Source organism: Microbacterium oxydans, assembly GCF_026559675.1.
Lineage (GTDB): Bacteria > Actinomycetota > Actinomycetes > Actinomycetales > Microbacteriaceae > Microbacterium > Microbacterium oxydans_D.
The window spans coordinates 2,732,133-2,751,482 of sequence record NZ_CP092891.1 but is presented as its reverse complement, the minus strand read 5'-3'; the positions used below and the strand labels follow the sequence as shown (position 1 = coordinate 2,751,482).

Annotated in this window: 21 protein-coding genes; 11 read left to right on the top strand and 10 right to left on the bottom strand. The window is 69.3% G+C overall.

What is annotated here, in order from left to right:
• Positions 1 to 27 precede the first annotated feature (27 nt).
• The 4 genes from sigK to MME74_RS13250 all read left to right on the top strand — a co-directional run bounded on the left by sigK (position 28) and on the right by MME74_RS13250 (position 3,133).
• The gene (sigK, locus tag MME74_RS13265) at positions 28 to 627 is read left to right on the top strand and encodes an ECF RNA polymerase sigma factor SigK (protein ID WP_267415528.1); all 600 of its coding nucleotides are present in this window, start codon (positions 28 to 30) and stop codon (positions 625 to 627) included.
• Entirely contained in the window at positions 624 to 1,415 is a 792-nt protein-coding gene (locus MME74_RS13260; RefSeq protein WP_267415527.1) for an anti-sigma factor, read from the top strand. The genes sigK and MME74_RS13260 overlap by 4 nt, the downstream gene beginning before the upstream one ends.
• Before the next feature lie 29 nt (positions 1,416 to 1,444).
• Positions 1,445 to 2,074: a DNA-directed RNA polymerase subunit beta gene (locus MME74_RS13255; RefSeq protein WP_267415526.1), complete on the top strand. Its 630-nt coding sequence runs from the start codon at positions 1,445 to 1,447 to the stop codon at positions 2,072 to 2,074.
• A gap of 174 nt (positions 2,075 to 2,248) precedes the next feature.
• Positions 2,249 to 3,133, top strand: coding sequence for an aminodeoxychorismate lyase (locus MME74_RS13250; protein ID WP_267415525.1), 885 nt, complete (start codon positions 2,249 to 2,251; stop codon positions 3,131 to 3,133).
• Between the two features lie 76 nt (positions 3,134 to 3,209).
• On the opposite strand, the gene pstB is transcribed toward MME74_RS13250, so the two are convergent.
• The 7 genes from pstB to MME74_RS13215 all read right to left on the bottom strand — a co-directional run bounded on the left by pstB (position 3,210) and on the right by MME74_RS13215 (position 11,310).
• Positions 3,210 to 3,989, bottom strand: coding sequence for a phosphate ABC transporter ATP-binding protein PstB (pstB, locus tag MME74_RS13245; protein WP_267415524.1), 780 nt, complete (start codon positions 3,987 to 3,989; stop codon positions 3,210 to 3,212).
• Between the two features lie 28 nt (positions 3,990 to 4,017).
• Positions 4,018 to 5,121, bottom strand: coding sequence for a phosphate ABC transporter permease PstA (gene pstA, locus MME74_RS13240; RefSeq protein ID WP_267415523.1), 1,104 nt, complete (start codon positions 5,119 to 5,121; stop codon positions 4,018 to 4,020).
• 1 nt (position 5,122) lies between these two features.
• Positions 5,123 to 6,073, bottom strand: a complete 951-nt coding sequence (pstC, locus tag MME74_RS13235) for a phosphate ABC transporter permease subunit PstC (protein ID WP_267415522.1) — start codon at positions 6,071 to 6,073, stop codon at positions 5,123 to 5,125.
• A 92-nt stretch (positions 6,074 to 6,165) separates the two neighbouring features.
• A complete protein-coding gene (gene pstS / locus MME74_RS13230) occupies positions 6,166 to 7,272 on the bottom strand; it encodes a phosphate ABC transporter substrate-binding protein PstS (protein ID WP_267415521.1) in 1,107 nt (368 codons plus the stop codon).
• Between the two features lie 151 nt (positions 7,273 to 7,423).
• Entirely contained in the window at positions 7,424 to 8,413 is a 990-nt protein-coding gene (locus MME74_RS13225) for an NUDIX hydrolase (RefSeq protein WP_267415520.1), read from the bottom strand.
• The gene (locus MME74_RS13220; protein ID WP_267415519.1) at positions 8,410 to 10,575 is read right to left on the bottom strand and encodes an RNA degradosome polyphosphate kinase; all 2,166 of its coding nucleotides are present in this window, start codon (positions 10,573 to 10,575) and stop codon (positions 8,410 to 8,412) included. Before MME74_RS13220 ends, MME74_RS13225 begins: the two co-directional genes overlap by 4 nt.
• Positions 10,576 to 10,626: 51 nt before the next feature.
• On the bottom strand, positions 10,627 to 11,310 hold the full coding sequence (locus tag MME74_RS13215) for a winged helix-turn-helix transcriptional regulator (RefSeq protein ID WP_267415518.1): 684 nt from the start codon (positions 11,308 to 11,310) through the stop codon (positions 10,627 to 10,629).
• Between the two features lie 72 nt (positions 11,311 to 11,382).
• On the opposite strand from MME74_RS13215, the gene MME74_RS13210 reads away from it, so the two are divergent.
• The 3 genes from MME74_RS13210 (at position 11,383) to MME74_RS13200 (ending at position 13,568) form a co-directional block, all read left to right on the top strand.
• Entirely contained in the window at positions 11,383 to 11,673 is a 291-nt protein-coding gene (locus tag MME74_RS13210) for a hypothetical protein (protein ID WP_267415517.1), read from the top strand.
• A 160-nt stretch (positions 11,674 to 11,833) separates the two neighbouring features.
• On the top strand, positions 11,834 to 12,436 hold the full coding sequence (locus MME74_RS13205; protein ID WP_267415516.1) for an FABP family protein: 603 nt from the start codon (positions 11,834 to 11,836) through the stop codon (positions 12,434 to 12,436).
• A 1-nt stretch (position 12,437) separates the two neighbouring features.
• Positions 12,438 to 13,568 carry a YgfZ/GcvT domain-containing protein gene (locus MME74_RS13200; RefSeq protein ID WP_267415514.1) on the top strand — a complete coding sequence of 377 codons (1,131 nt, stop codon included), beginning with the start codon at positions 12,438 to 12,440 and terminating at the stop codon, positions 13,566 to 13,568.
• A gap of 3 nt (positions 13,569 to 13,571) precedes the next feature.
• Here MME74_RS13200 and MME74_RS13195 read toward each other — a convergent pair whose 3' ends face one another.
• Positions 13,572 to 14,399, bottom strand: a complete 828-nt coding sequence (locus MME74_RS13195; RefSeq protein ID WP_267415513.1) for a class I SAM-dependent methyltransferase — start codon at positions 14,397 to 14,399, stop codon at positions 13,572 to 13,574.
• A 58-nt stretch (positions 14,400 to 14,457) separates the two neighbouring features.
• Here MME74_RS13195 and MME74_RS13190 point away from each other — a divergent pair, with 58 nt between their 5' ends.
• The gene (locus MME74_RS13190; RefSeq protein ID WP_267415512.1) at positions 14,458 to 15,207 is read left to right on the top strand and encodes a phosphoglyceromutase; all 750 of its coding nucleotides are present in this window, start codon (positions 14,458 to 14,460) and stop codon (positions 15,205 to 15,207) included.
• A gap of 92 nt (positions 15,208 to 15,299) precedes the next feature.
• On the opposite strand, the gene phoU is transcribed toward MME74_RS13190, so the two are convergent.
• Positions 15,300 to 16,010, bottom strand: coding sequence for a phosphate signaling complex protein PhoU (phoU, locus tag MME74_RS13185; RefSeq protein ID WP_021199093.1), 711 nt, complete (start codon positions 16,008 to 16,010; stop codon positions 15,300 to 15,302).
• 216 nt (positions 16,011 to 16,226) lie between these two features.
• Here phoU and MME74_RS13180 point away from each other — a divergent pair, with 216 nt between their 5' ends.
• Positions 16,227 to 17,450, top strand: a complete 1,224-nt coding sequence (locus tag MME74_RS13180) for a sensor histidine kinase (protein ID WP_267415511.1) — start codon at positions 16,227 to 16,229, stop codon at positions 17,448 to 17,450.
• On the top strand, positions 17,447 to 18,130 hold the full coding sequence (locus MME74_RS13175) for a response regulator transcription factor (RefSeq protein ID WP_267415510.1): 684 nt from the start codon (positions 17,447 to 17,449) through the stop codon (positions 18,128 to 18,130). The genes MME74_RS13180 and MME74_RS13175 overlap by 4 nt, the downstream gene beginning before the upstream one ends.
• A gap of 55 nt (positions 18,131 to 18,185) precedes the next feature.
• Here MME74_RS13175 and MME74_RS13170 read toward each other — a convergent pair whose 3' ends face one another.
• Complete coding sequence (locus MME74_RS13170) at positions 18,186 to 18,713, bottom strand: DNA modification methylase (RefSeq protein ID WP_267415508.1); 528 nt, start codon at positions 18,711 to 18,713, stop codon at positions 18,186 to 18,188.
• 135 nt (positions 18,714 to 18,848) lie between these two features.
• Between MME74_RS13170 and MME74_RS13165 the strand changes: the two genes are divergently transcribed.
• Entirely contained in the window at positions 18,849 to 19,331 is a 483-nt protein-coding gene (locus MME74_RS13165) for a CarD family transcriptional regulator (protein WP_017201416.1), read from the top strand.
• Positions 19,332 to 19,350: the final 19 nt, after the last annotated feature.

Sequence of the window (19,350 nt, the reverse complement as noted above, 5' to 3'; positions counted from 1 at the left end):
TGCGCGCGATCGGGGAGGAGATACGGCATGCTGGTGGAGATGGTCATCGATGGATTCGACGTTCCCGAGGACGGAGCGACGCAGGATGCTGTCGCCGACCTCCTCGTCCGCGTCGCATCCGGTGATCAGGGTGCCTTCGCGGCCCTCTACGACACCCTCTCCTCCCGCGTGTTCGGCCTCATCCTCCGGGTGCTGGTCAACCGCGCACAGAGCGAGGAGGTGCTCCAGGAGGTGTTCCTGGAGATCTGGCAATCCGCTTCGCGCTTCGCTCCGAACAGAGGACAGGGACGAGCGTGGATCATGACGATCGCTCATCGTCGGGCCGTCGATCGGGTGCGTGCATCGCAGTCGAGCGCCGACCGGGATGTGCGGGCGGGGTTCAAGGACATCGGCGTCGCGCACGACAGTGTCGCGGAGCAGGTGGAACTGGGCATCGAAGGCGAGAAGGTCGTGGATGCACTCTCGGGGCTTCCCGAGGTACAGCGCGAAGCACTCGTCCTCGCGTATTACGGCGGTTACTCTCAGAACGAGATCGCGGCCCTTGTGGGGGCGCCGCTGGGGACGATAAAGACACGGATGCGAGACGGGCTCACCCGTCTGCGCACGGCGATGGGGGTGACGGCATGAACGAGAAGGACTTCGCAGAGCTCGCGGCAGGTGCCGCGCTGCACTCGCTCTCGGCGGACGACGAGCGCCGCTTCCGCGCAGCGCTCGCCGAGCACCCCGAGTGGCGGTCGATCGCCGAGGCGGATGCCGCTGTGGCGGGTCTCCTCGCCGACACCGCCGCGCCCACCCCGCCGCCCGCATACCTCCGCTCGGCGCTGCTCGCGCAGATCGCCGAGACACCGCAGTCCGTCGTTCCGGAGCCGGATGACGGGGGCCCGCTGACATCGCCGACCGATGAGCCGGCCGACGAGTCGGCCGACGAGCCGACCAACGAGGCCGTCCCGAAGCCCCGCCGCTGGGCGCGGACCGTCTTCGCGCTCGCCGCCTGCCTCGCCGTGCTGGTGGGCGTGGGCATCGGCGCGGTCACCCTGAACGAGCAGCTGAACCGTCCCGCGAGCGTCGTCGCGCTACAGGAGATCGAGTCGGCCGGAGACGCCGAGCAGGCGACCGTCGCCCTCGACGACGGGGGCACCGCGACCGCGCACTGGTCGGCCTCCGCCGGCAAGGCCGTGCTGGTCGCCGACGGCCTCCCGAACCCGGGTGAGGGGCAGACGTACGAGCTGTGGTTCGTGCGTGGCGATGCTCCGGTCTCGGCGGGGGTCTTCGACGTCGACGGCGGCGATGCCACGGCGCTCCTCGCGGGTGACATGCAGGCCGGTGACGCGATCGCGGTGACGGTGGAGCAGGCCGGGGGCTCGCCGACGGGGCAGCCCACGACCGACCCGGTCATCGTCATCCCCACCGCCTGAGCACGGCTGATCGCGCGTACCCTGGAGGGATGCCCGAGCAGCACCACCGCCCTGTGCGACGACCGACGAGCGCCTTCGACAACATCGTCGGTGCGCACGATCCCGCCGAGGAGACGCGGGTGGCGCATGCCACCGCCTCCGCTCTGCTGACCCGTGTCCGCGCGGATGAGAGCGGGGCGAGCGCCGAGCGGCTGGTCGCCTTCACCGCGGAGCACGGCATCGACGAGATCGCCGAGCTGTGGTCGAAGGCCCCGTCCCGCACGCTGCCGGGATCCCTGTGGCGGCTGTACGTGCTGCAGCTCGCGATCCACGCCGACCCTCGCACGGCCGCTCTGCTGTACGACCGCGGACGGGTCGAGCTGCCGTCGGCGGACGCCGTGATCGCCGGGGCACCGGTGCCGGCGAGCCCGGACGAGCTCGTCGCCCTCATCGACACGATCCTCCGTGGCGCCTTCCGCGGAGACTTCGCGGTGGCCCTCGACCGCGCGGCCGCCTTCTGTCGGGTGCAGGCCTCGGGCGCGACCCATGCCGCCGACGACTACGAGCCGACCGAACCCGCACGGGCCAGCGAGCTGACCACGCGGGCGCTGCGGCTGAGCAGCTATGCGCAGGATCTCGCGGCGGCCGCCGTGCTCTGGCGGATGGACGCACTGGCCTGAGCGGACCCGCTGCGCGCGTGGCCGCGTCCGGGAATGAGAAGACCGGGCCGCAAGAACGCCTCTCGGCGGAAGGCCGCTCGCAGCGGCAAAAAATGGAGCCCGGGGTTATGCGGCCCGGCCGTTCAATTGTAACGCGATGCAGCGCCGGGTATTCCCGCCCTCTAGGCTCGGATCATGACCGCGCGCTTCGCACTCATGATCGATCCGGTGGCCGCCGAGGAGCAGCGCGCCGACTACGCCGACACGTTCACGCAGGTGGATGCCGCGGCTCCGGCGCTCAGCGTCGGCGAGCTGAGCACCCAGCGCGGTGACGGCGTGTTCGAGTCGATCGGCGTCGTCGACGGGCATGCGCAGGAGGTCGTCCCGCACCTGGAACGGCTCGCGCACTCGGCGCGCCTGTGCGACCTTCCGGTGCCGAACCTCACCCAGTGGCGTCAGGCCGTCGACCGCGCGGCCGCCCAGCTCGGTGCGGGCGAGTCCGTCATCAAGCTCATCCTCAGCCGCGGCGTCGAACACGGGCCCACCCCGACCGCGTGGGTGACGGCGGCACCGGCTGCCGACTTCTCCACGGTGCGGGAGAACGGCGTGCGGGTGGTCACGCTGGACCGCGGCTACGACCTCGGAGCGGCCGAGCGGGCGCCCTGGCTGCTGCTCGGTGCCAAGACCCTGTCCTACGCGGTGAACATGGCCGCGCTGCGCGAGGCCCACCGTCGCGGGGCGGACGATGCGATCTTCCTGTCGAGCGACGGCTTCGTGCTCGAGGCGCCGACCGCGTCGCTCATCCTGCGCTTCGGCGACCGTTTCGTCACGCCGGCGCCCAACGGCGGCATCCTGCACGGCACGACGCAGCTCAGCGTGTACGAGCACCTCGCGGAGCAGGGGTTCGAGGTCGGGTACGACCGCATCCCGGCGTCCGATCTGGCGCGGGCGGATGCCGCGTGGCTCGTGTCGAGCGTCCGGCTCGCCGCGGCCATCACCGCCGTCGACGACGACTCCCTCCCAGTCGACCACGCCCTCACGGCAGAGCTGAACCGGTACCTGCTCTCCCCGCGCGACTGAGGCCTCACCTCCGAGGCGCTCAGGCGAAAAGGGCCCGGAAACCGAAGTTCCCGGGCCCTGAATCGTCGTGCTCAGCTCATCCGAAGCGGCCGGAGACGTAGTCCTCGGTGGCCTGCACGGACGGCGTGGTGAAGATGCTCGTGGTGTCGTCGTACTCGATGAGCTTGCCGGGCTTGCCGGTGCCGGCGATGTTGAAGAACGCGGTCTTGTCGGACACGCGGCTCGCCTGCTGCATGTTGTGCGTGACGATCACGATCGTGAACTCGTTCTTGAGCTCCCCGATCAGCTCCTCGATCGCGTAGGTCGAGATGGGGTCGAGGGCCGAGCACGGCTCGTCCATCAGCAGCACCTGCGGCGACACCGCGATGGCACGGGCGATGCACAGACGCTGCTGCTGTCCGCCGGAGAGACCCGAGCCGGGCTTGTCGAGACGGTCCTTGACCTCGTTCCAGAGGTTCGCGCCGGTCAGCGACTTCTCGACCAGGGCTTCCTGGTCGCTCTTCGACATGCGGCTGTTGTTGAGCTTCACGCCGGCGAGGACGTTCTCCTTGATCGACATCGTGGGGAACGGGTTCGGGCGCTGGAACACCATGCCCACCTGGCGGCGCACGAGCACGGGGTCGATGCCGGGGCCGTAGAGGTCCTTGCCGTCGAGCAGCACCTCGCCCTCGACGCGGGCGCCCGGGATGACCTCGTGCATGCGGTTGAGCGTGCGCAGGAAGGTGGACTTGCCGCAGCCGGAGGGGCCGATGAAGGCCGTGACGCTACGGGGCTGGATGTCGAGGGAGACGCCCTCCACGGCGAGGAAGTCGCCGTAATAGACGTTCAGGTCGTTGACTTCGATGCTCTTGGACACTGCGGTTCCTTGCTTGTCGGGTCGAGGCTCAGCGGCCGGTCTTGGGGGCGAAGATCTTCGCGACGAGCCGCGCGATCAGGTTGAGCAGCATGACGATGATGATGAGCGTCAGGGCGGCGGCCCACGCGCGTTCGACATAGGCCTCCGCGGGGATGCCCTGGTAGGCGTACTGCGAGTACGTGAACACCGGGAGCGTCTGCATACGGCCGCTGAAGAGGTTGTAGTTCATCGCGTCGGTGAAGCCGGCCGTGAGGAGCAGCGGGGCCGTCTCGCCGATCACGCGGGAGATGGCGAGCATCACACCCGTCGTGATGCCGGCGATCGAGGTCGGCAGGACCACCTTGACGATCGTGAGCCACTTCGGCACGCCGAGCGCGTAGGACGCCTCGCGGAGCTCGTTCGGCACGAGGCGCAGCATCTCCTCGGTCGAGCGCACCACGACCGGGATCATGAGCACGGCCAGCGCCACCGAGCCCGCGATGCCCATGCGGACACCCGGGCCGAAGATGAGCGCGAACAACGCGTACGCGAACAGACCCGCGACGATGGAGGGGATGCCGGTCATGACGTCGACGAGGAACGTGATGGTGCGGGCCATGCGGCCGCCCTTGCCGTACTCGACGAGGTAGACGGCCGTCATCAGGCCGATCGGAATCGAGATGATCGCGGCGGCGAGGGTGACCAGGAGTGTGCCGATGATGGCGTGCAGGGCACCGCCGCCCTCGCCCAGGACACCGCGCATCGAGGAGGAGAAGAAGAGCCCGTCGAAGCGGGCCACACCGTTGGCGACCACGGTGATGGCGACGGAGACCAGCGGCACCATCGCGATCGCGAAGGCCGAGGTGACGATGCCGGTGATGAGGCGGTCGAGGGCCTTGCGCGAGCCTTCGATGATGCGCGACATCACGTAGATGAGCACCAGGTAGATGACGGCGCCGAGGACCACGGAGCCGGCGATGTTGAGGTCGGATCCGCTGGCGAGGGCCTCGAGCGCGAAGGGCGTGAAGCCGATCAGCAGCGACAGACCGAGAAGCGCCCAGGGCGCCCAGCGGGGGAGGTGTCCGGAGCTGAGCGACAGCTGGGTGGGAGCGGCGCTCGCCGTGCGAGCCGTTTCAGGGGCGGTAACGGTCATGTCAGTTCGCTCCCGAGAATTCCTTGCGGCGGTTCACGAACCAGCGTGCGAGAGCGTTCACCGCGAACGTCACGACGAACAGGATCAGACCGGTCGCGATGAGGATGTTGATGTTGACCTGGTACGCCTCCGGGAACGTCAGCGCGATGTTCGCGGCGATCGTGGAGGGGTTCGTGGAGGTGAGCAGTTCGAATGTGACGGCCTTGCTCACAGAGAGGACCATGGCGACGGCCATGGTCTCACCGAGCGCGCGGCCGAGGCCCAGCATGGAGGCGGAGACGATGCCGGAGCGGCCGAAGGGCAGCACGGCCATCCGCACCATCTCCCAGCGCGTGGCGCCGAGAGCGAGGGCCGCCTCTTCGTGGAGGCGGGGGGTCTGCAGGAAGATCTCGCGGCAGATCGCGGTGATGATCGGGACGACCATGACCGCGAGCACCATGGCGGCGGTGAGGATCGTGCGCCCCGTGGGGGAGACGACACCGCCGAAGAAGGGGATCCACGACGCGTTCGTGTTCAGCCAGACGTAGATCGGCTGGACGGCGGGTGCGAGGACCAGGATGCCCCAGAGGCCGAACACGACCGAGGGGACGGCCGCCAGGAGGTCGACGATGTAGCCGAGGCCCTGGGCGAGGCGTCGCGGGGCGTAGTGCGTGATGAACAGCGCGACGCCGAGCGACAGCGGCACCGCGAGGAGGAGGGCCAGGAAGGCCGCCCACACGGTTCCGAAGAGGAGCGGGCCGACGTAGTCCCAGAAGTTCGTCTTGAGGAGCGAGGCGTCTTCAGCGGTCGCCGTGAACGCGGGGATGGACTGAACGATGAGGAAGATCGCGACCGCGGCCAGCGTGATCATGATCATGGATCCGGCGGCGACCGCCGTGCCGGAGAACCAGAGGTCACCGGCGCGCTTCTTCGCGACGATGCGCGTCGACGCCGGCGAGGTCGTGGCTGTCATGGGAGCTGCTTCCTGCTCAGTGGAGATCGGGTGTCTGACGCGAGCAGACGGCCTCCGGGACGCCGCGAGGCATCCCGGAGACCGTCACTGACTCACTTGATGAGGTCGATCGCAGCCTGGGCCTGCGTGCGCAGGTCGTCCGAGATCGGGGCGCTGCCGGCGTTGGTCGCGGCGACGTCCTGGCCCTCGGCGCTGATCGCGGTGGTGAAGAACGCCTTGGTCAGAGCGGCGACGTTCTCGTCCTCGTACTCGGTGCAGCCGATGAGGTAGCTGACGAGGAGCACGGGGTACGCGCCGTCGGCGGTCGTGGTGCGGTCGATCGCGAAGGCGAGGTCGCCGGCGGTGCGGCCCTCCTCGATCTTCGAGGCGTCGAGCGTGGCGGCGGCACCCTCGGCGGAGTGCGGGACGAACTTGTCGCCGACCTTGACGTTGACCGACGAGAAGTCGGCGGCCTGCGAGGAGTCGATGTAGCCGATGAGGCCCTGTCCGCCCTTGACGGCGTTGGCGACGCCCGAGGTCTTCTCGGCGGACTCGCCGGCGAGGTCGGCCGGCCACTCCTCGACGCTGCCCGCGGTCCAGACGTCACCTGCGGTCTGCGCGAGGTAGTCGGTGAAGTTGCCCGTGGTGCCCGACTTGTCGGAGCGGTGCACCGGCGTGATGGCGAGGTCGGGGAGCTTGGCGTCGGGGTTGTCCTTGGCGATCGCCGGGTCGTTCCACTTGGTGATCTTGCCCGCGAAGATCGACGCGATGGTCGTCGGGTCGAGGTTCAGCTCGTCCACGCCGTCCAGCGAGAAGACGATGGCGATCGGGGAGACGTAGGCCGGGATCTCGACGAGGTCGGACCCGTCGACGCACGCACCGAAGCCGCCCGCGGCGATCTCGTCGGTCTTGAACGCGCGGTCGGAGCCGGCGAAGTTCACAGCGCCCTGCTGGAACGACTCGCGGCCGCCACCCGAGCCCTGCGGGTCGTACTCGACCTGGGCGTCGGGGTTGGTCTTCTGGAACTCGGCGGTCCACGCCTGGATGGCGACCTGCTGCGAGGACGCGCCTGCGCCGACCAGGGAGCCGCTGACGGCTGCCGCGCTGGAGGTGGGCTCCTCGGTGGAACCGGTGCCGCCTTCGTTCGCGGCACAGCCGGCGAGGGCGAGAGCGGCCACGGCGCCGATGGCGCCGATTCGTGCGATTCGGGAGATCTTCACTGTGGATCCTTCGATCATGGATGGGTGGGGCCCGGTGCAGGGCACACAGTGACGCTATGGGCGACGGTTAACGAGACTCTCCCGAGCAGGTGAACGGCAGGTGAACGACGGGCGACTCTCTGGGGTGCGCCCGCGAGAAATCAGGGGTGCGTCAGACCTTGGGGATGTGCGTCTCGATCGCGATGATGCCCGAGCCGGGGTTCGTGGCCGACAGATGCACGACGGAGAATGCCGCCGGCTCCAGGTCCGAGGCGCTGCCGAGATACGAGCCGTGGACGGTGCCGGTGGCCAGGGCGATCTCCGACAGCAGGGCGGGGAGAACCGGTCCGTGGCTGCACAGCACAGCCGGCTTGCCGGCACGGACCCGTCGTCCGACGATGCTGCGCAGGTCGGCGACGCCGTTCTCCCAGGCGTCCTGACTGATCTTCTCGGTCTTCACGGGTTTGCGATCGAGGGCCTTCGCGAGGGGGGTGACCGTCTCGACGCAGCGCACGGCATCACTGGTGACGATCTTCCGCACGCCGAACGCGCGCAGCGGGCCGACGATGGATTTCGCCTGCTTGCGGCCGCGGTCGGTCAGCGGTCGTGCGGCGTCCGACAGGTCCCAGTCCGAGCGGGACATGGCCTTCGCGTGCCGCAGCGCGATCACGGGGAAGGTGCGGAGCACGCCGTCGTCGACGAGGTTGGAGAAGAAGTCGAGGATCTCCAGGTCGACGGGGTAGCTGAGACGCGAGCGAGCCTTCTTGACGCTGACCCACTCCAGTGCCGCGATCTCCCGATTCGGCACGAAGGTCGATTCGCGGATCGCGTCATCGGTCGCCTCCGCGGCCCAGTAGTGGACCACCTTCTGCTTCTGGGAGGCGAGGTGATACCTGCTGACGCCGACCGGCACGCCGAGCGAGACGCGGATGCCGGTCTCCTCGTGCACCTCGCGCACGGCGGTCTCGGCGAGCATCTCGCCCGGGTCGACCTTGCCCTTGGGCAGCGTGATGTCGCGGTACTTGGTGCGGTGGATCAGCAGGATCCGCAGCTTACCCTCGACGATGCGCCACACCACGGCCCCGGCCGCGTACACGGCCTTGTCCGCCCACTTCGGCCGCGTGGCCGTGTCGGGCGGGAGCTGCAGCTGCCGCCCGGTCATCGAACCGCCCGTGCGCGACGTCGCCGCTGGATCAACCCCATGGTCTTATCCTGCAGGTCGATCAGCGGCTTGCCGTCGGCGCTCACGGCGTGGCGCTCCCAGACGCCGCCGGCGCCGAGATGCCAGGACGAGGTCCCGTCGTCCATCGCGAGGTCGAAGAACGCCTGCAGCTCCTTGAGGTGGGCGGGGTCGGTGACCCGCACCAGCGCCTCCACGCGACGGTCGAGGTTGCGGTGCATCATGTCGGCGCTGCCGATGTACACCTGCGGGTCTCCGGCGTTCTCGAACGTGAAGATCCGCGAGTGCTCGAGGTAGCGGCCGAGAATGCTGCGCACCGTGATGTTGTCGCTGATGCCCTCGAGGTCGGTGCGCAGGCTGCAGATGCCGCGCACCCAGACGTCGACCTTCACCCCGGCGGCGCTCGCGCGGTAGAGCGCGTCGATGATCTCCTCGTCGACCATCGAGTTCACCTTGATGCGGATGTGCGCGGGGATCCCGGCCTCGGCGTTCCGGCGCTCGGCGTCGATCTGGCGGACGAGGCCCTTCCGCAGGTGGAGCGGAGCCACGAGGAGGCGCTTGAACTTCTTCTCGATCGCGTAGCCGCTGAGCTCGTTGAAGAGCCGCGTGAGGTCCTTGCCGACCTGCGCGTCGGCGGTGAACAGTCCGAAGTCCTCGTAGATGCGACTGGTCTTCGGGTTGTAGTTTCCGGTGCCGACGTGCGAGTAGTGGCGCAGCGTCCCCTCTTCCTCGCGGATCACGAGGGCAAGCTTGCAGTGCGTCTTCAGGCCGACGAGGCCGTACACGACGTGCACGCCGGCCTTCTCGAGCTTGCGGGCCCAGACGATGTTGTTGGCCTCGTCGAAGCGGGCCTTCACCTCGACCAGCGCGAGCACCTGCTTCCCCGCCTCCGCTGCGTCGATCAGCGCCTGCACGACGGGGCTGTCGCCCGAGGTGCGGTACAGGGTCTGCTTGATGGCGAGCACGTGCGGGTCGCGGGCCGCCTGCTCGAGGAATGCCTGCACGCTGGTCGTGAACGACTCGTACGGGTGGTGCACGAGGACGTCGGACTTGCGAATCGCCTTGAAGATGTCGGCGCGGTTGCTCGAACCCGCGGGCTGGAAGGCTACGGCCGTGGTGGGGAGGTGCGGCGGGTAGCGCAGATCCGGGCGGTCGATGCGGGAGAGGTCGAACAGTCCGCGCAGGTCGAGCGGGCCGGGGAGGCGGTAGACTTCCAGGTCGGTGATGTCGAGCTCCCGGACCAGCAGGTCCATCGTGACCTCGTCCATGTCGTCCGTGATCTCGAGACGGATCGGCGGACCGAAGCGGCGGCGCAGCAGCTCCGCCTCCAGCGCCTGGATGAGGTTCTCGCTCTCGTCCTCCTCGATCTCCACGTCCTCGTTGCGGGTGAGGCGGAAGGCGTGGTGGTCGAGCACCTCCATGCCCGGGAACAGGTCGCCGAGGTGGTTGGCGATCAGCTCCTCCAGGCGCAGGAAGCGCTTGATCTCGCCGCCACCGGGCACCTCCACGAAACGGGGGAGCATGGGCGGCACCTTGAGGCGCGCGAACTCCTGGCGACCCGTGCGGGCGTTGCGGATGCGGATCGCGAGGTTCAGCGACAGACCGGAGATGTACGGGAACGGATGGGCCGGGTCCACCGCGAGCGGCATCAGCACCGGGAAGACCTGGAGCTGGAAGTACTCGGACAGCGCGGAGCGCTCGTCGTCGGTCAGCTCGGACCAATCGGTGATCTCGATGCCGGAGTCGGCCAGGGCCGGGCGCACGAGCGAGGTCCAGGCCTCCGCGTGGCGCAGTTGCAGGGCGTGGGCCTCGCGGGAGATGTCGGCCAGTGCGTCGACGGGCGAGCGGCCGATGTTCGTCGGCACGGCGAGGCCGGTCATGATGCGGCGCTTGAGTCCGGCGACGCGGACCATGAAGAACTCGTCGAGGTTGCTGGCGAAGATCGCCAGGAAGTTCGCCCGTTCGAGCTCGGGCAGCGACGGATCCTCGGCGAGCTCGAGCACGCGCTGGTTGAACGCGAGCCAGCTCAGCTCCCGATCCAGGTAGCGGTGGTCCGGGAGCTGGGAGTCGGGCGACTCGATGGCGTCGAAGTCGTCGTCTTCGGCGTCACCGAGGCCGGCGTCGGCGAGTGCGGGATCGATCATGGGGTACATCTAAGCACCGAGAGGTGACGCGCGTGTGAACGGAGTCGTTCCTCAGCCGGCCGCGACGAGGCTGTCGTCCTCGTTGACGTTGAACCGATAGCCGACGTTGCGCACCGTGCCGATGATCTGCTCCTGGTCGCCGAGCTTCGCCCGGAGCCGTCGCACGTGCACGTCGACCGTGCGGGTGCCGCCGAAGTAGTCGTAGCCCCAGACCTCGCTGAGCAGCTGCTCGCGGGTGAACACGCGGGACGGGTGGGTGGCCAGGAAGTGCAGCAGCTGGAACTCCTTGTAGGTGAGGTCCAGCGGTCTGCCGCGCAGCTTCGCCGAGTAGGACTGCTCGTCGATCGTGACGCCGGACGCCTGCACGCGCGCGGGCTCGGCGACCTCGTCGCGCCTGGCCAGCGCGAGACGGAGGCGGGCGTCGATCTCGGCGGGGCCTGCGGTGACGAGCAGCACGTCGTCGATGCCCCAGTCGCCGGAGAGGGCGCTCATGCCGCCCTCCGTGACCACCAGCAGCAGCGGCGCGTCCTGACCGGTGGCCCGCAGCAGACGGCAGAGGGACTTCGCGGCGACCAGATCGTGACGGCCGTCGACGATCACGACGTCGTACTCCGGGGCGTTCACGAGCTGCGACGGCTCGGCCGGGATCTGGCGCGCACGATGGCTCAACAGCTCCAGGGCGGGTAGGACCTGCTCCGAGAGCGGAGCGTTGGTCAGAACCAGGACCAGGGCCACGCGCACTCCTCACCGACGCGGATCGACGTCGTGCCGCCATGATACCGGGAGCGGATGCGCAACAATGGTGTCATGACGGAACCAGCACTCGCACCGCGCAACGCATCCGTCGGTGTGGTCGTCGTGTGGGCGACGGCGTTCGTCGCGACCGTCGCGATCGGCATCTTCGTCCCGGAGGAGTGGCGCGTCCCCTGGATGCTCGTGGGCTTCGGCGGCGTCGTGCTGCTGTCGTTCGCGGTGCAGCTCTGGTACGGCCGCACGCAGGGATTCATCTTCCGGGTGGCGAGCAGCGTCACCGGCGCCCTGCTGCTGATGGGGCTCATCTCGGTCGGATTCGGCCTCGCGGCCCTGATCCCCTCCTGACTCTCCTCACCCCGGGCGTGGCGCGGTAAGGTGGAGCACATGGACATCATGGCGCTCGAAATCTTCTTCATCGGCCTGCTGGGCCTCGCGAGCCTCGCTATCGTCTTCGTCTCGGCAGTGGTGCTGCGCAACCTCTTCCGCGGCCAGCGCTGACGCGATCGTGATCGAGCTGCCCACCGACCTCCCAGCCGATCTCGCCCCGCTCTCGTGGCTGATCGGCGTGTGGGAGGGCACCGGCGTCATCGACTATCCCGTCGGTGAGGAGCGCCTGCAGGGCGAGTTCACCCATCGGGTCAGCTTCAGTCATGACGGCGGCCCGTTCCTCAACTACTCGGGCACGGCGACCTTCCTCACCGAAGACGGAGCCCCGGCGGCAGCGCTGCTCGCCGAGACCGGCTTCTGGCGCCTCGCCCGTCCGGCGACCGAGGCGGATGCCGGTCCCGCGCTGCTTCCGCCGACGGCGCCCGCGGTCACCCGCACCGTCGACGACGTCGAAGAGTTGCGCGCACCGAGCGGCGGCTTCCCGATCGAGGTGTCGGTCGCCCACGCCGACGGCGCGCTCGAGCTGTACATCGGCGAGATCAACGGTCCCCGCATCGACATCGCGTCGGATGCGGTCGTGCGCAGTGCGGGTGCGAAGGTGCACACGGCGTCGTCGCGCATGTACGGCCTCGTCGACGGTCACCTGCTGTGGGCATGGGACATCGCCGCGCTCGGCACCCCGCTGCGCTCGCACGCGTCGGCTCGCCTGGCGAAGGTCTGACATGAGCGGCTTCCGCCAGATCGACGGCGCCGTCGCGGACGGCGACCTGATCGCGCATTTCGGCGATGCCTTCCGCGAGCAGCGGCGTCTCGCCGACGGCGCGGCTCTCGTTCCCCTCGGCGACCGCGCCGTGATCGAGGTCGCCGGACCGGAGCGGCTGAGCTGGCTCGACTCGATCACCTCGCAGTCGGTCGGCCGTCTCGCGCCGGGGGAGAGCACCGAGCTTCTGGTGCTCGACCCGCAGGGCCGCGTCGAGCACGCGGCCGGTGTCCTGGACGACGGTGCGTCGACCTGGCTCATCGCCGATGCCGGTGACGCCGAGGCGCTCGCCGGGTGGCTGACCCGCATGAAGTTCCGCACCCAGGCCACGGTCGAGCTCCGGTCCGACCTCGCGTTGGTCGGCTACATCGACGGTGGAGCCGTCGCATCGGCCGCAGCCGCCGCGGCATTCGCGCCCCAGGGGATACCCCTCGTCTGGGCCGACCCTTGGCAGCGGATCAGCGCCGGAGGACACCAGTACGCCGAGGTCGCCGAGCATCCCGCCGCCGACTTCGCCTGGCGGATCGCGATCCTGACGGACGAGGGAGCGGATGCGCTCGTCACGACACTCGACCGCGATGCGCTCGCGGGTCTCCTCGCCGCCGAGGCTCTGCGCGTCGCGGCCTGGCGCCCGCGCTGGGCGACCGAGGTCGATGACCGTTCGCTGCCGCACGAGTCCGACTGGATCCGCAGCGCCGTGCATCTGAACAAGGGCTGCTACCGCGGGCAGGAGACGGTCGCCAAGGTGCACAACCTCGGGCACCCGCCGCGTCGCCTCGCCGCCCTCCACCTCGACGGCAGCGATGCGGTCCTCCCGGAGGTCGGCGCGTCGGTGTTCGCGGGCGACGACGAGATCGGTCACGTCACCTCGGTGGCGCGTCATCACGAAGACGGTCCGATCGCGCTCGCCATCCTCTCGCGCCGTGCACCCGTCGGCGATCTCGTGGTGCGTGCCGACGGCATCGACATCGCGGCGTCCCAGCAGGTCATCGTGCCGGCTGACGCCGGTGCCGTGGCGGACATCCCGCGTCTCACGCGGCTGTCCCGGCGCCCGTCCGCGCCGGACCCGCGCGACGCCGGCGCCGCGAGCTGAGACTCAGTCGGAGCGGGGAGCGACGGCGGCCCAGGGCAGCGTGAGCTCGCCCAGCCGCCAGCGGGTGCGCCCGCCGAGCACCGGCCAGCCCTGATCGCGCAGCGCGGTCACAGCCGCCAGGAAGCGTTGCGTGGCGCCGAACGTCGACAGCGGCGCCGCCCGATCCCACTCGCGGTCGAGTTCGATGAGCAGAGCGTGGATGCGCTCGCCGGGGACGTTGCGGTGGATCAACGCCTTGGGCAGGCGCTCCGCGACGATGCTCGGCCGCTCCAGGTCGGCGAGTCGGAGGGAGATCGTGAAGCGCAGCGGCGCCGCCTGCGCGTCGACGTCGATCCAGCTCGAGACGCGACCGATCTCGTCGCAGGTGCCCTCGAACAGCAGTCCTCCGGGAGCGAGGCGCGAGGCCATCCGGGACCAGGCGTCGGGCACGTCCCACTCGTCGTACTGACGCAACACGTTCATGGCGCGGATCACTGCGGCCCTGCGCCCATCGGGCAGTGGCACCTCGAAGCCGCCGCGGGCGAAGGACACGGGCAGGTCGCGGGCGAAGGGCGTGCGTCCCGCGCGCACCTCGCCCAGCTGCGCGTCGGCCGTCGCCACACGGGCGGGGTCGATCTCGAGTCCGCGCACTTCGACGTCGTCGCGCACGCGGACCAGGCGCGTGGCGAGCTCGAACGCCGTGACGCCGCTCGCGCCGTAGCCGAGGTCGACGACCAGCGGATCGGATGCGCGGCGCAGCGCGTCGCTCGCCGCGATCCAGCGGTCGTTGCGCCGCAGCCGGTTCGTCCCCGTGGTGCCGCGGGTCGGCCGACCGAGGGGAGATGACGCCATGTCTCCATCCTCCCAGGATCCGACTCGGCTCCCGGCCGTGCGCGGATAAACTGGCCCCATGACTGCGACGCGTACCCTCATCCTGCTCCGCCACGGCCGAAGCGAGTGGAACGAACTGAACCTCTTCACCGGCTGGGTGGACGTCCGCCTCAACGAGCAGGGCGAGAAGGAGGCCCGCCGCGGCGGCGAGCTGCTCGCCGAGTCCGGCATCCTGCCCGATGTGCTGCACACCTCGCTGCTGAGCCGTGCGATCCAGACAGCGAACATCGCGCTCGACGCCGCCGACCGCCTGTGGATCCCCGTGACCCGCTCCTGGCGCCTCAACGAGCGTCACTACGGTGCGCTCCAGGGCAAGGACAAGGCGCAGACGCTCGAGGAGTTCGGTCCTGAGCAGTTCCAGCTGTGGCGCCGCTCGTTCGACGTGCCGCCGCCCGTGCTCGACGACGAGAGCGAGTTCAGCCAGGTCAATGACGTCCGCTACGCGGGCATCGACGGCGAGGTGCCGCGCACCGAGTCGCTCAAGCTCGTCATCGACCGTCTGCTGCCGTATTGGGAGAGCGCGATCGTTCCCGACCTCGAGGCCGGCAAGACGGTGCTCGTCACGGCGCACGGCAACTCGCTGCGCGGACTCGTGAAGCACCTCGAGGGCATCAGCGACGACGACATCGCCGAGCTGAACATCCCGACCGGCATCCCGCTCGTCTACGAGCTCGACGAGAACAACGTCCCCACCGGGCCCGGCCGCTACCTCGACCCCGAGGCCGCCGCCGCCGGTGCCGCCGCCGTCGCGGCCCAGGGCAAGAAGTAAGGCCCGACACCCCGGGCACACGCCGAAACCCCCTGCTGCAGACATCTGCAGCAGGGGGTTTCGGCGTGAAAGCGGAGTCTCGCGGCGCGGGATCAGGCGTGGCCGAACTCCTGCTGGCCGAGCTCCTGCTGCTCGACGGCGAGGGGGATGTCCTCCTCCTCGACCGCCCAGTCGCCGGTGGCGAGGTACACGACCTTCTTCGCGACGGCGACCGCGTGGTCGGCGAAGCGCTCGTGGTAGCGGCTCGCGAGCGTGGCGTCGACGGTCGCCGTGGCCTCGCCCTTCCAGTTGTCGCTGAGGACCTTCTCGAACACGGTGGCGTGCAGCTCGTCGACGTCGTCGTCCGCATTGCGGATGGCGTCGGCGAAGCGCAGGTCCTGGGTGCGCAGCAGCTCCGAGAGCGTGCGGGCGACCTCGACGTCGAGCTCGCCCATCTTCACGAAGGTGCCCTTGAGACCCTTCGGGATGGCGCGCTCGGGGAAGCGGAGGCGGGCGAGCTGGGCGATGTGCTCGGACATGTCGCCCATGCGCTCGAGAGAGGCGCTCACGCGCAGCGCGGTGACGACGATGCGCAGGTCGCGGGCGACCGGCTGCTGGCGGGCGAGGATCTCGATGGCCTGCTCGTCGAGGGCGACGGCCAGCTCGTCGATCTTCGCGTCGTCGGCGATGACCTCTTCGGCCAGGGCGACGTCGCTGGTCGCGAACGCCCGAGTGGCCTTGTCGATCGAGACCGTGACGAGGTCGGCGATCTCGACGAGGCGGTTCTGGAGGTCCTCGAGGGACTGGTGGAAGACTTCGCGCATGTTGGGGCGCAACCTTTCATTCGGATCTCGGCTGTGGCAGCGCGAGACGGCGGGTCGTCCGCACGAGAGCAGGTCTGTGCTCCCGCACAAGCCCGAAGCGATTGTCTGCTTCGAAGGTTAACGAACGGTGCCCAGCACGTGAATAGTACTTCTCCTGTTCCCGCCAGGGCGCGGAAACCCGCCGGACGGACGGTGAACGCACTCTACGCTGGTGTCATGACCCTGCCGCAGCTCGCGCTGTCTTCGCTCGCCATCGGGCTGGTGATCGGCGTCGGCCTCTCCCTCCTCGTGGTGTGGGCGTATCGGGCGAGGGCGCGTGTGCAGGAGGAGACGTCGCTGGCGATTCCGACCGGCATCACCGACGTCCTGCGGAGCATGGACGATGCCGCGGCCATCGTGGACACCTCCGGTCTGGTGCTCGCCTCCTCGCAGGCCGCCGCCCGCTTCGGCATCGACGTCGGCTCGACGCTCGACAACCCGGAACTCCGCCAGCTCGTGCGGGGTGTGCGGGAGAGCGGCGGCTCCGTCACGGAGTCGATGCGTCTCACCCGCGGCGGGCTCAGCCTCGATCCGCGCCTGGTCTCGGCCCGTGCGAGCGTGATCGGCACGCGCCTGGTGCTGCTGATCATCCGCGACGTCACCGAGCAGGAGCGTCTCGACCAGATGCGTCGCGACTTCGTGGCGAACACCAGCCACGAGCTGAAGACCCCTGTGGGCGCGGTGAGCCTCCTCGCCGAGGCCATCGAGTCCGCCGCCGACGATCCGGCGCAGGTGCGCATCTTCGCCGCGCGCATCTCGGCGGAGGCAGGGCGGCTCGGGCAGCTGACCGGGCGCATCATGAGCCTCTCCCGGCTGCAGGCGGAGGACGGTCTGACGAAGGTCGGTCCCGTCTCCATCGACGAGGTGGTCGCCTCTTCGATCGAGGCCCACGTCGTGCAGGCCGATTCCGCCGGGGTCGAGCTCGCCCGAGGCGGCGATCGCGGCGTCTGGGTGCGCGGTGACGCGCAGATCCTGATCGAGGCGGTCGGCAACCTCATCGCCAACGCGATCGTCTACTCGCCCCGCGGTTCCCGAGTCGGGGTCGGCATACGCGCGGAGGACGGAGTGGTCGAGATCGCCGTCTCCGACCAGGGCATCGGCATCGCCGAGGCCGACCGCGAGCGTATCTTCGAGCGGTTCTACCGGGCCGACGAGGCCCGTTCCCGACGCACGGGAGGTACCGGACTCGGGCTCTCCATCGTCAAGCACGCCACCCAGCGTCACGGCGGGGAGGTGCGCCTGTGGTCCCGTCCGGGGCGCGGCTCCACGTTCACGATCCGGCTTCCCCGGATCGACGCCCCCGACAACGCCGACGCGGGTAAGAAGAGCAAGAAGAAGCGCGCACGGAAGGCGGCCAAGGCCGCCGCATCCACGCGCGTCCGAAACGGAGAGAGAGCATGACCCGTATCCTTCTCGTCGAAGACGAGCCCGACCTCGCCGATCCGCTCGCCTACCTGCTGCGACGCGAGGGCTACGAAGTGGAGATCGCGGAGGACGGCCCCGGCGCGCTGGCGGCCTTCCGGGAGCGCGGTGCCGACATCGTGCTGCTCGACCTGATGCTGCCGGGGATGCCGGGCACCGAGGTGTGCCGCCAGATCCGCTCCACGTCGGCCGTGCCGATCATCATGCTCACGGCCAAGGACTCCGAGGTCGACATCGTGGTGGGGCTCGAGCTCGGAGCCGACGACTACATCACCAAGCCGTACTCGTCGCGCGAGCTGCTCGCCCGCATGCGGGCCGTGCTGCGCCGGGTCGTGCAGGCCGACAGCGAGCTCGACGAGCGGGTGCTCGACGGCGGCCGGGTCTCGCTCGACATCGACCGGCACACCGTGGCCGTCGCCGGCGAGCAGATCAACATGCCCCTCAAGGAGTTCGAGCTGCTCGAGGTCCTGATGCGCAACTCGGGGCGCGTCCTCACGCGCGGCCAGCTCATCGACCGGGTGTGGGGGAGCGACTACTTCGGCGACACGAAGACGCTCGACGTGCACATCAAGCGCATCCGCTCGCGCATCGAGGAGAACCCGAGCGAGCCGGTCATGCTCGTCACGGTGCGCGGCCTCGGCTACCGCTTCGAGGGCTGAACGCAGAGGAGGCCGGCACCCCGTGGGGTGCCGGCCTCCTGCATGTTCAGCGGGGTCAGTCCGCGGGTGCCGGAGCAGCCGTGTCGGTCGGGGTGGGCTGCGGGGTGCTCACCGTCTCCGAGGGGACCAGGTCCGAGTAGTAGGGGAGCGAGCCGTCGAGGACCGGGATGTCGGCCTTGACGCCCGTGGAGTCACCGGACTGGAAGTGCATCTCGACCGTCGCGCCCGGCTTCGTGTCGAGGCCGACGATCCGCAGCGGCTCGTCGTTGGCGCCCAGGCTCACCGTGCCGCCCGCGGGGACGCTGACCGTGAGGTTCTCGCCGCCGGCGATCGAGATCGTGAGCGTCGCGCTGTCGTCGGTGGGGTTCACGATGGCGGCGATGAGGTTGCCCACCGAGCCGTCTTCCGTGGCGATGACGAGGGCGTTGCGCACGTCGATCGGCCCGTCGGCGTCGGAGACGTTCACGCCGTCGGAAGCCGGGTACTCGATCTTCGTCGACTGGGGGGTGATGAACGTGCACCCGGTCGCGCCGAGCAGAACGAGGGCGCTGAGGGCTGCAGACGCAACAAGGCGCGATTTCACGGGTCCTCCTGAGGTCCGGCGGGATATCCGCATCCATTCTATGGGTAAGTCGTGAGGGGCCCGTGGCCCAGGGGGCGCGAACCTTAGCGCATCTCCCCTGTGGTATCCTTGAGGTTGCCGAAAGGACACGTTTTTATGCTTTTTGAGGTTGGCGAAACCGTCGTCTATCCCCACCATGGCGCTGCGACCATCATCGAGGTCAAGGAGCGCATCATCAAGGGTGAGGCGAAGAAATACCTGAAGCTCAATGTCACCCAGGGTGACCTCATCATCGAGGTGCCCGCCGAGAATGTCGACCTGGTCGGCGTTCGCGACGTCATCGGCAAAGAGGGCCTCGATCATGTCTTCGAGGTGCTGCGTGCGCCCTTCACGGAAGAGCCCACGAACTGGTCCCGCCGGTACAAGGCGAACCTCGAGAAGCTCGCCTCGGGCGATGTGATCAAGGTGAGCGAGGTCGTGCGCGACCTGTGGCGCCGTGACCAGGACCGCGGACTCTCCGCCGGTGAGAAGCGGATGCTGGCGAAGGCTCGTCAGATCCTCATCTCCGAGCTCGCGCTCGCGGAGAAGACGGACGAGGACAAGGCGGGCGCACTGCTCGACGAGGTCCTCGCCTCCTGAGTTCTGCACGAAGGGGCGG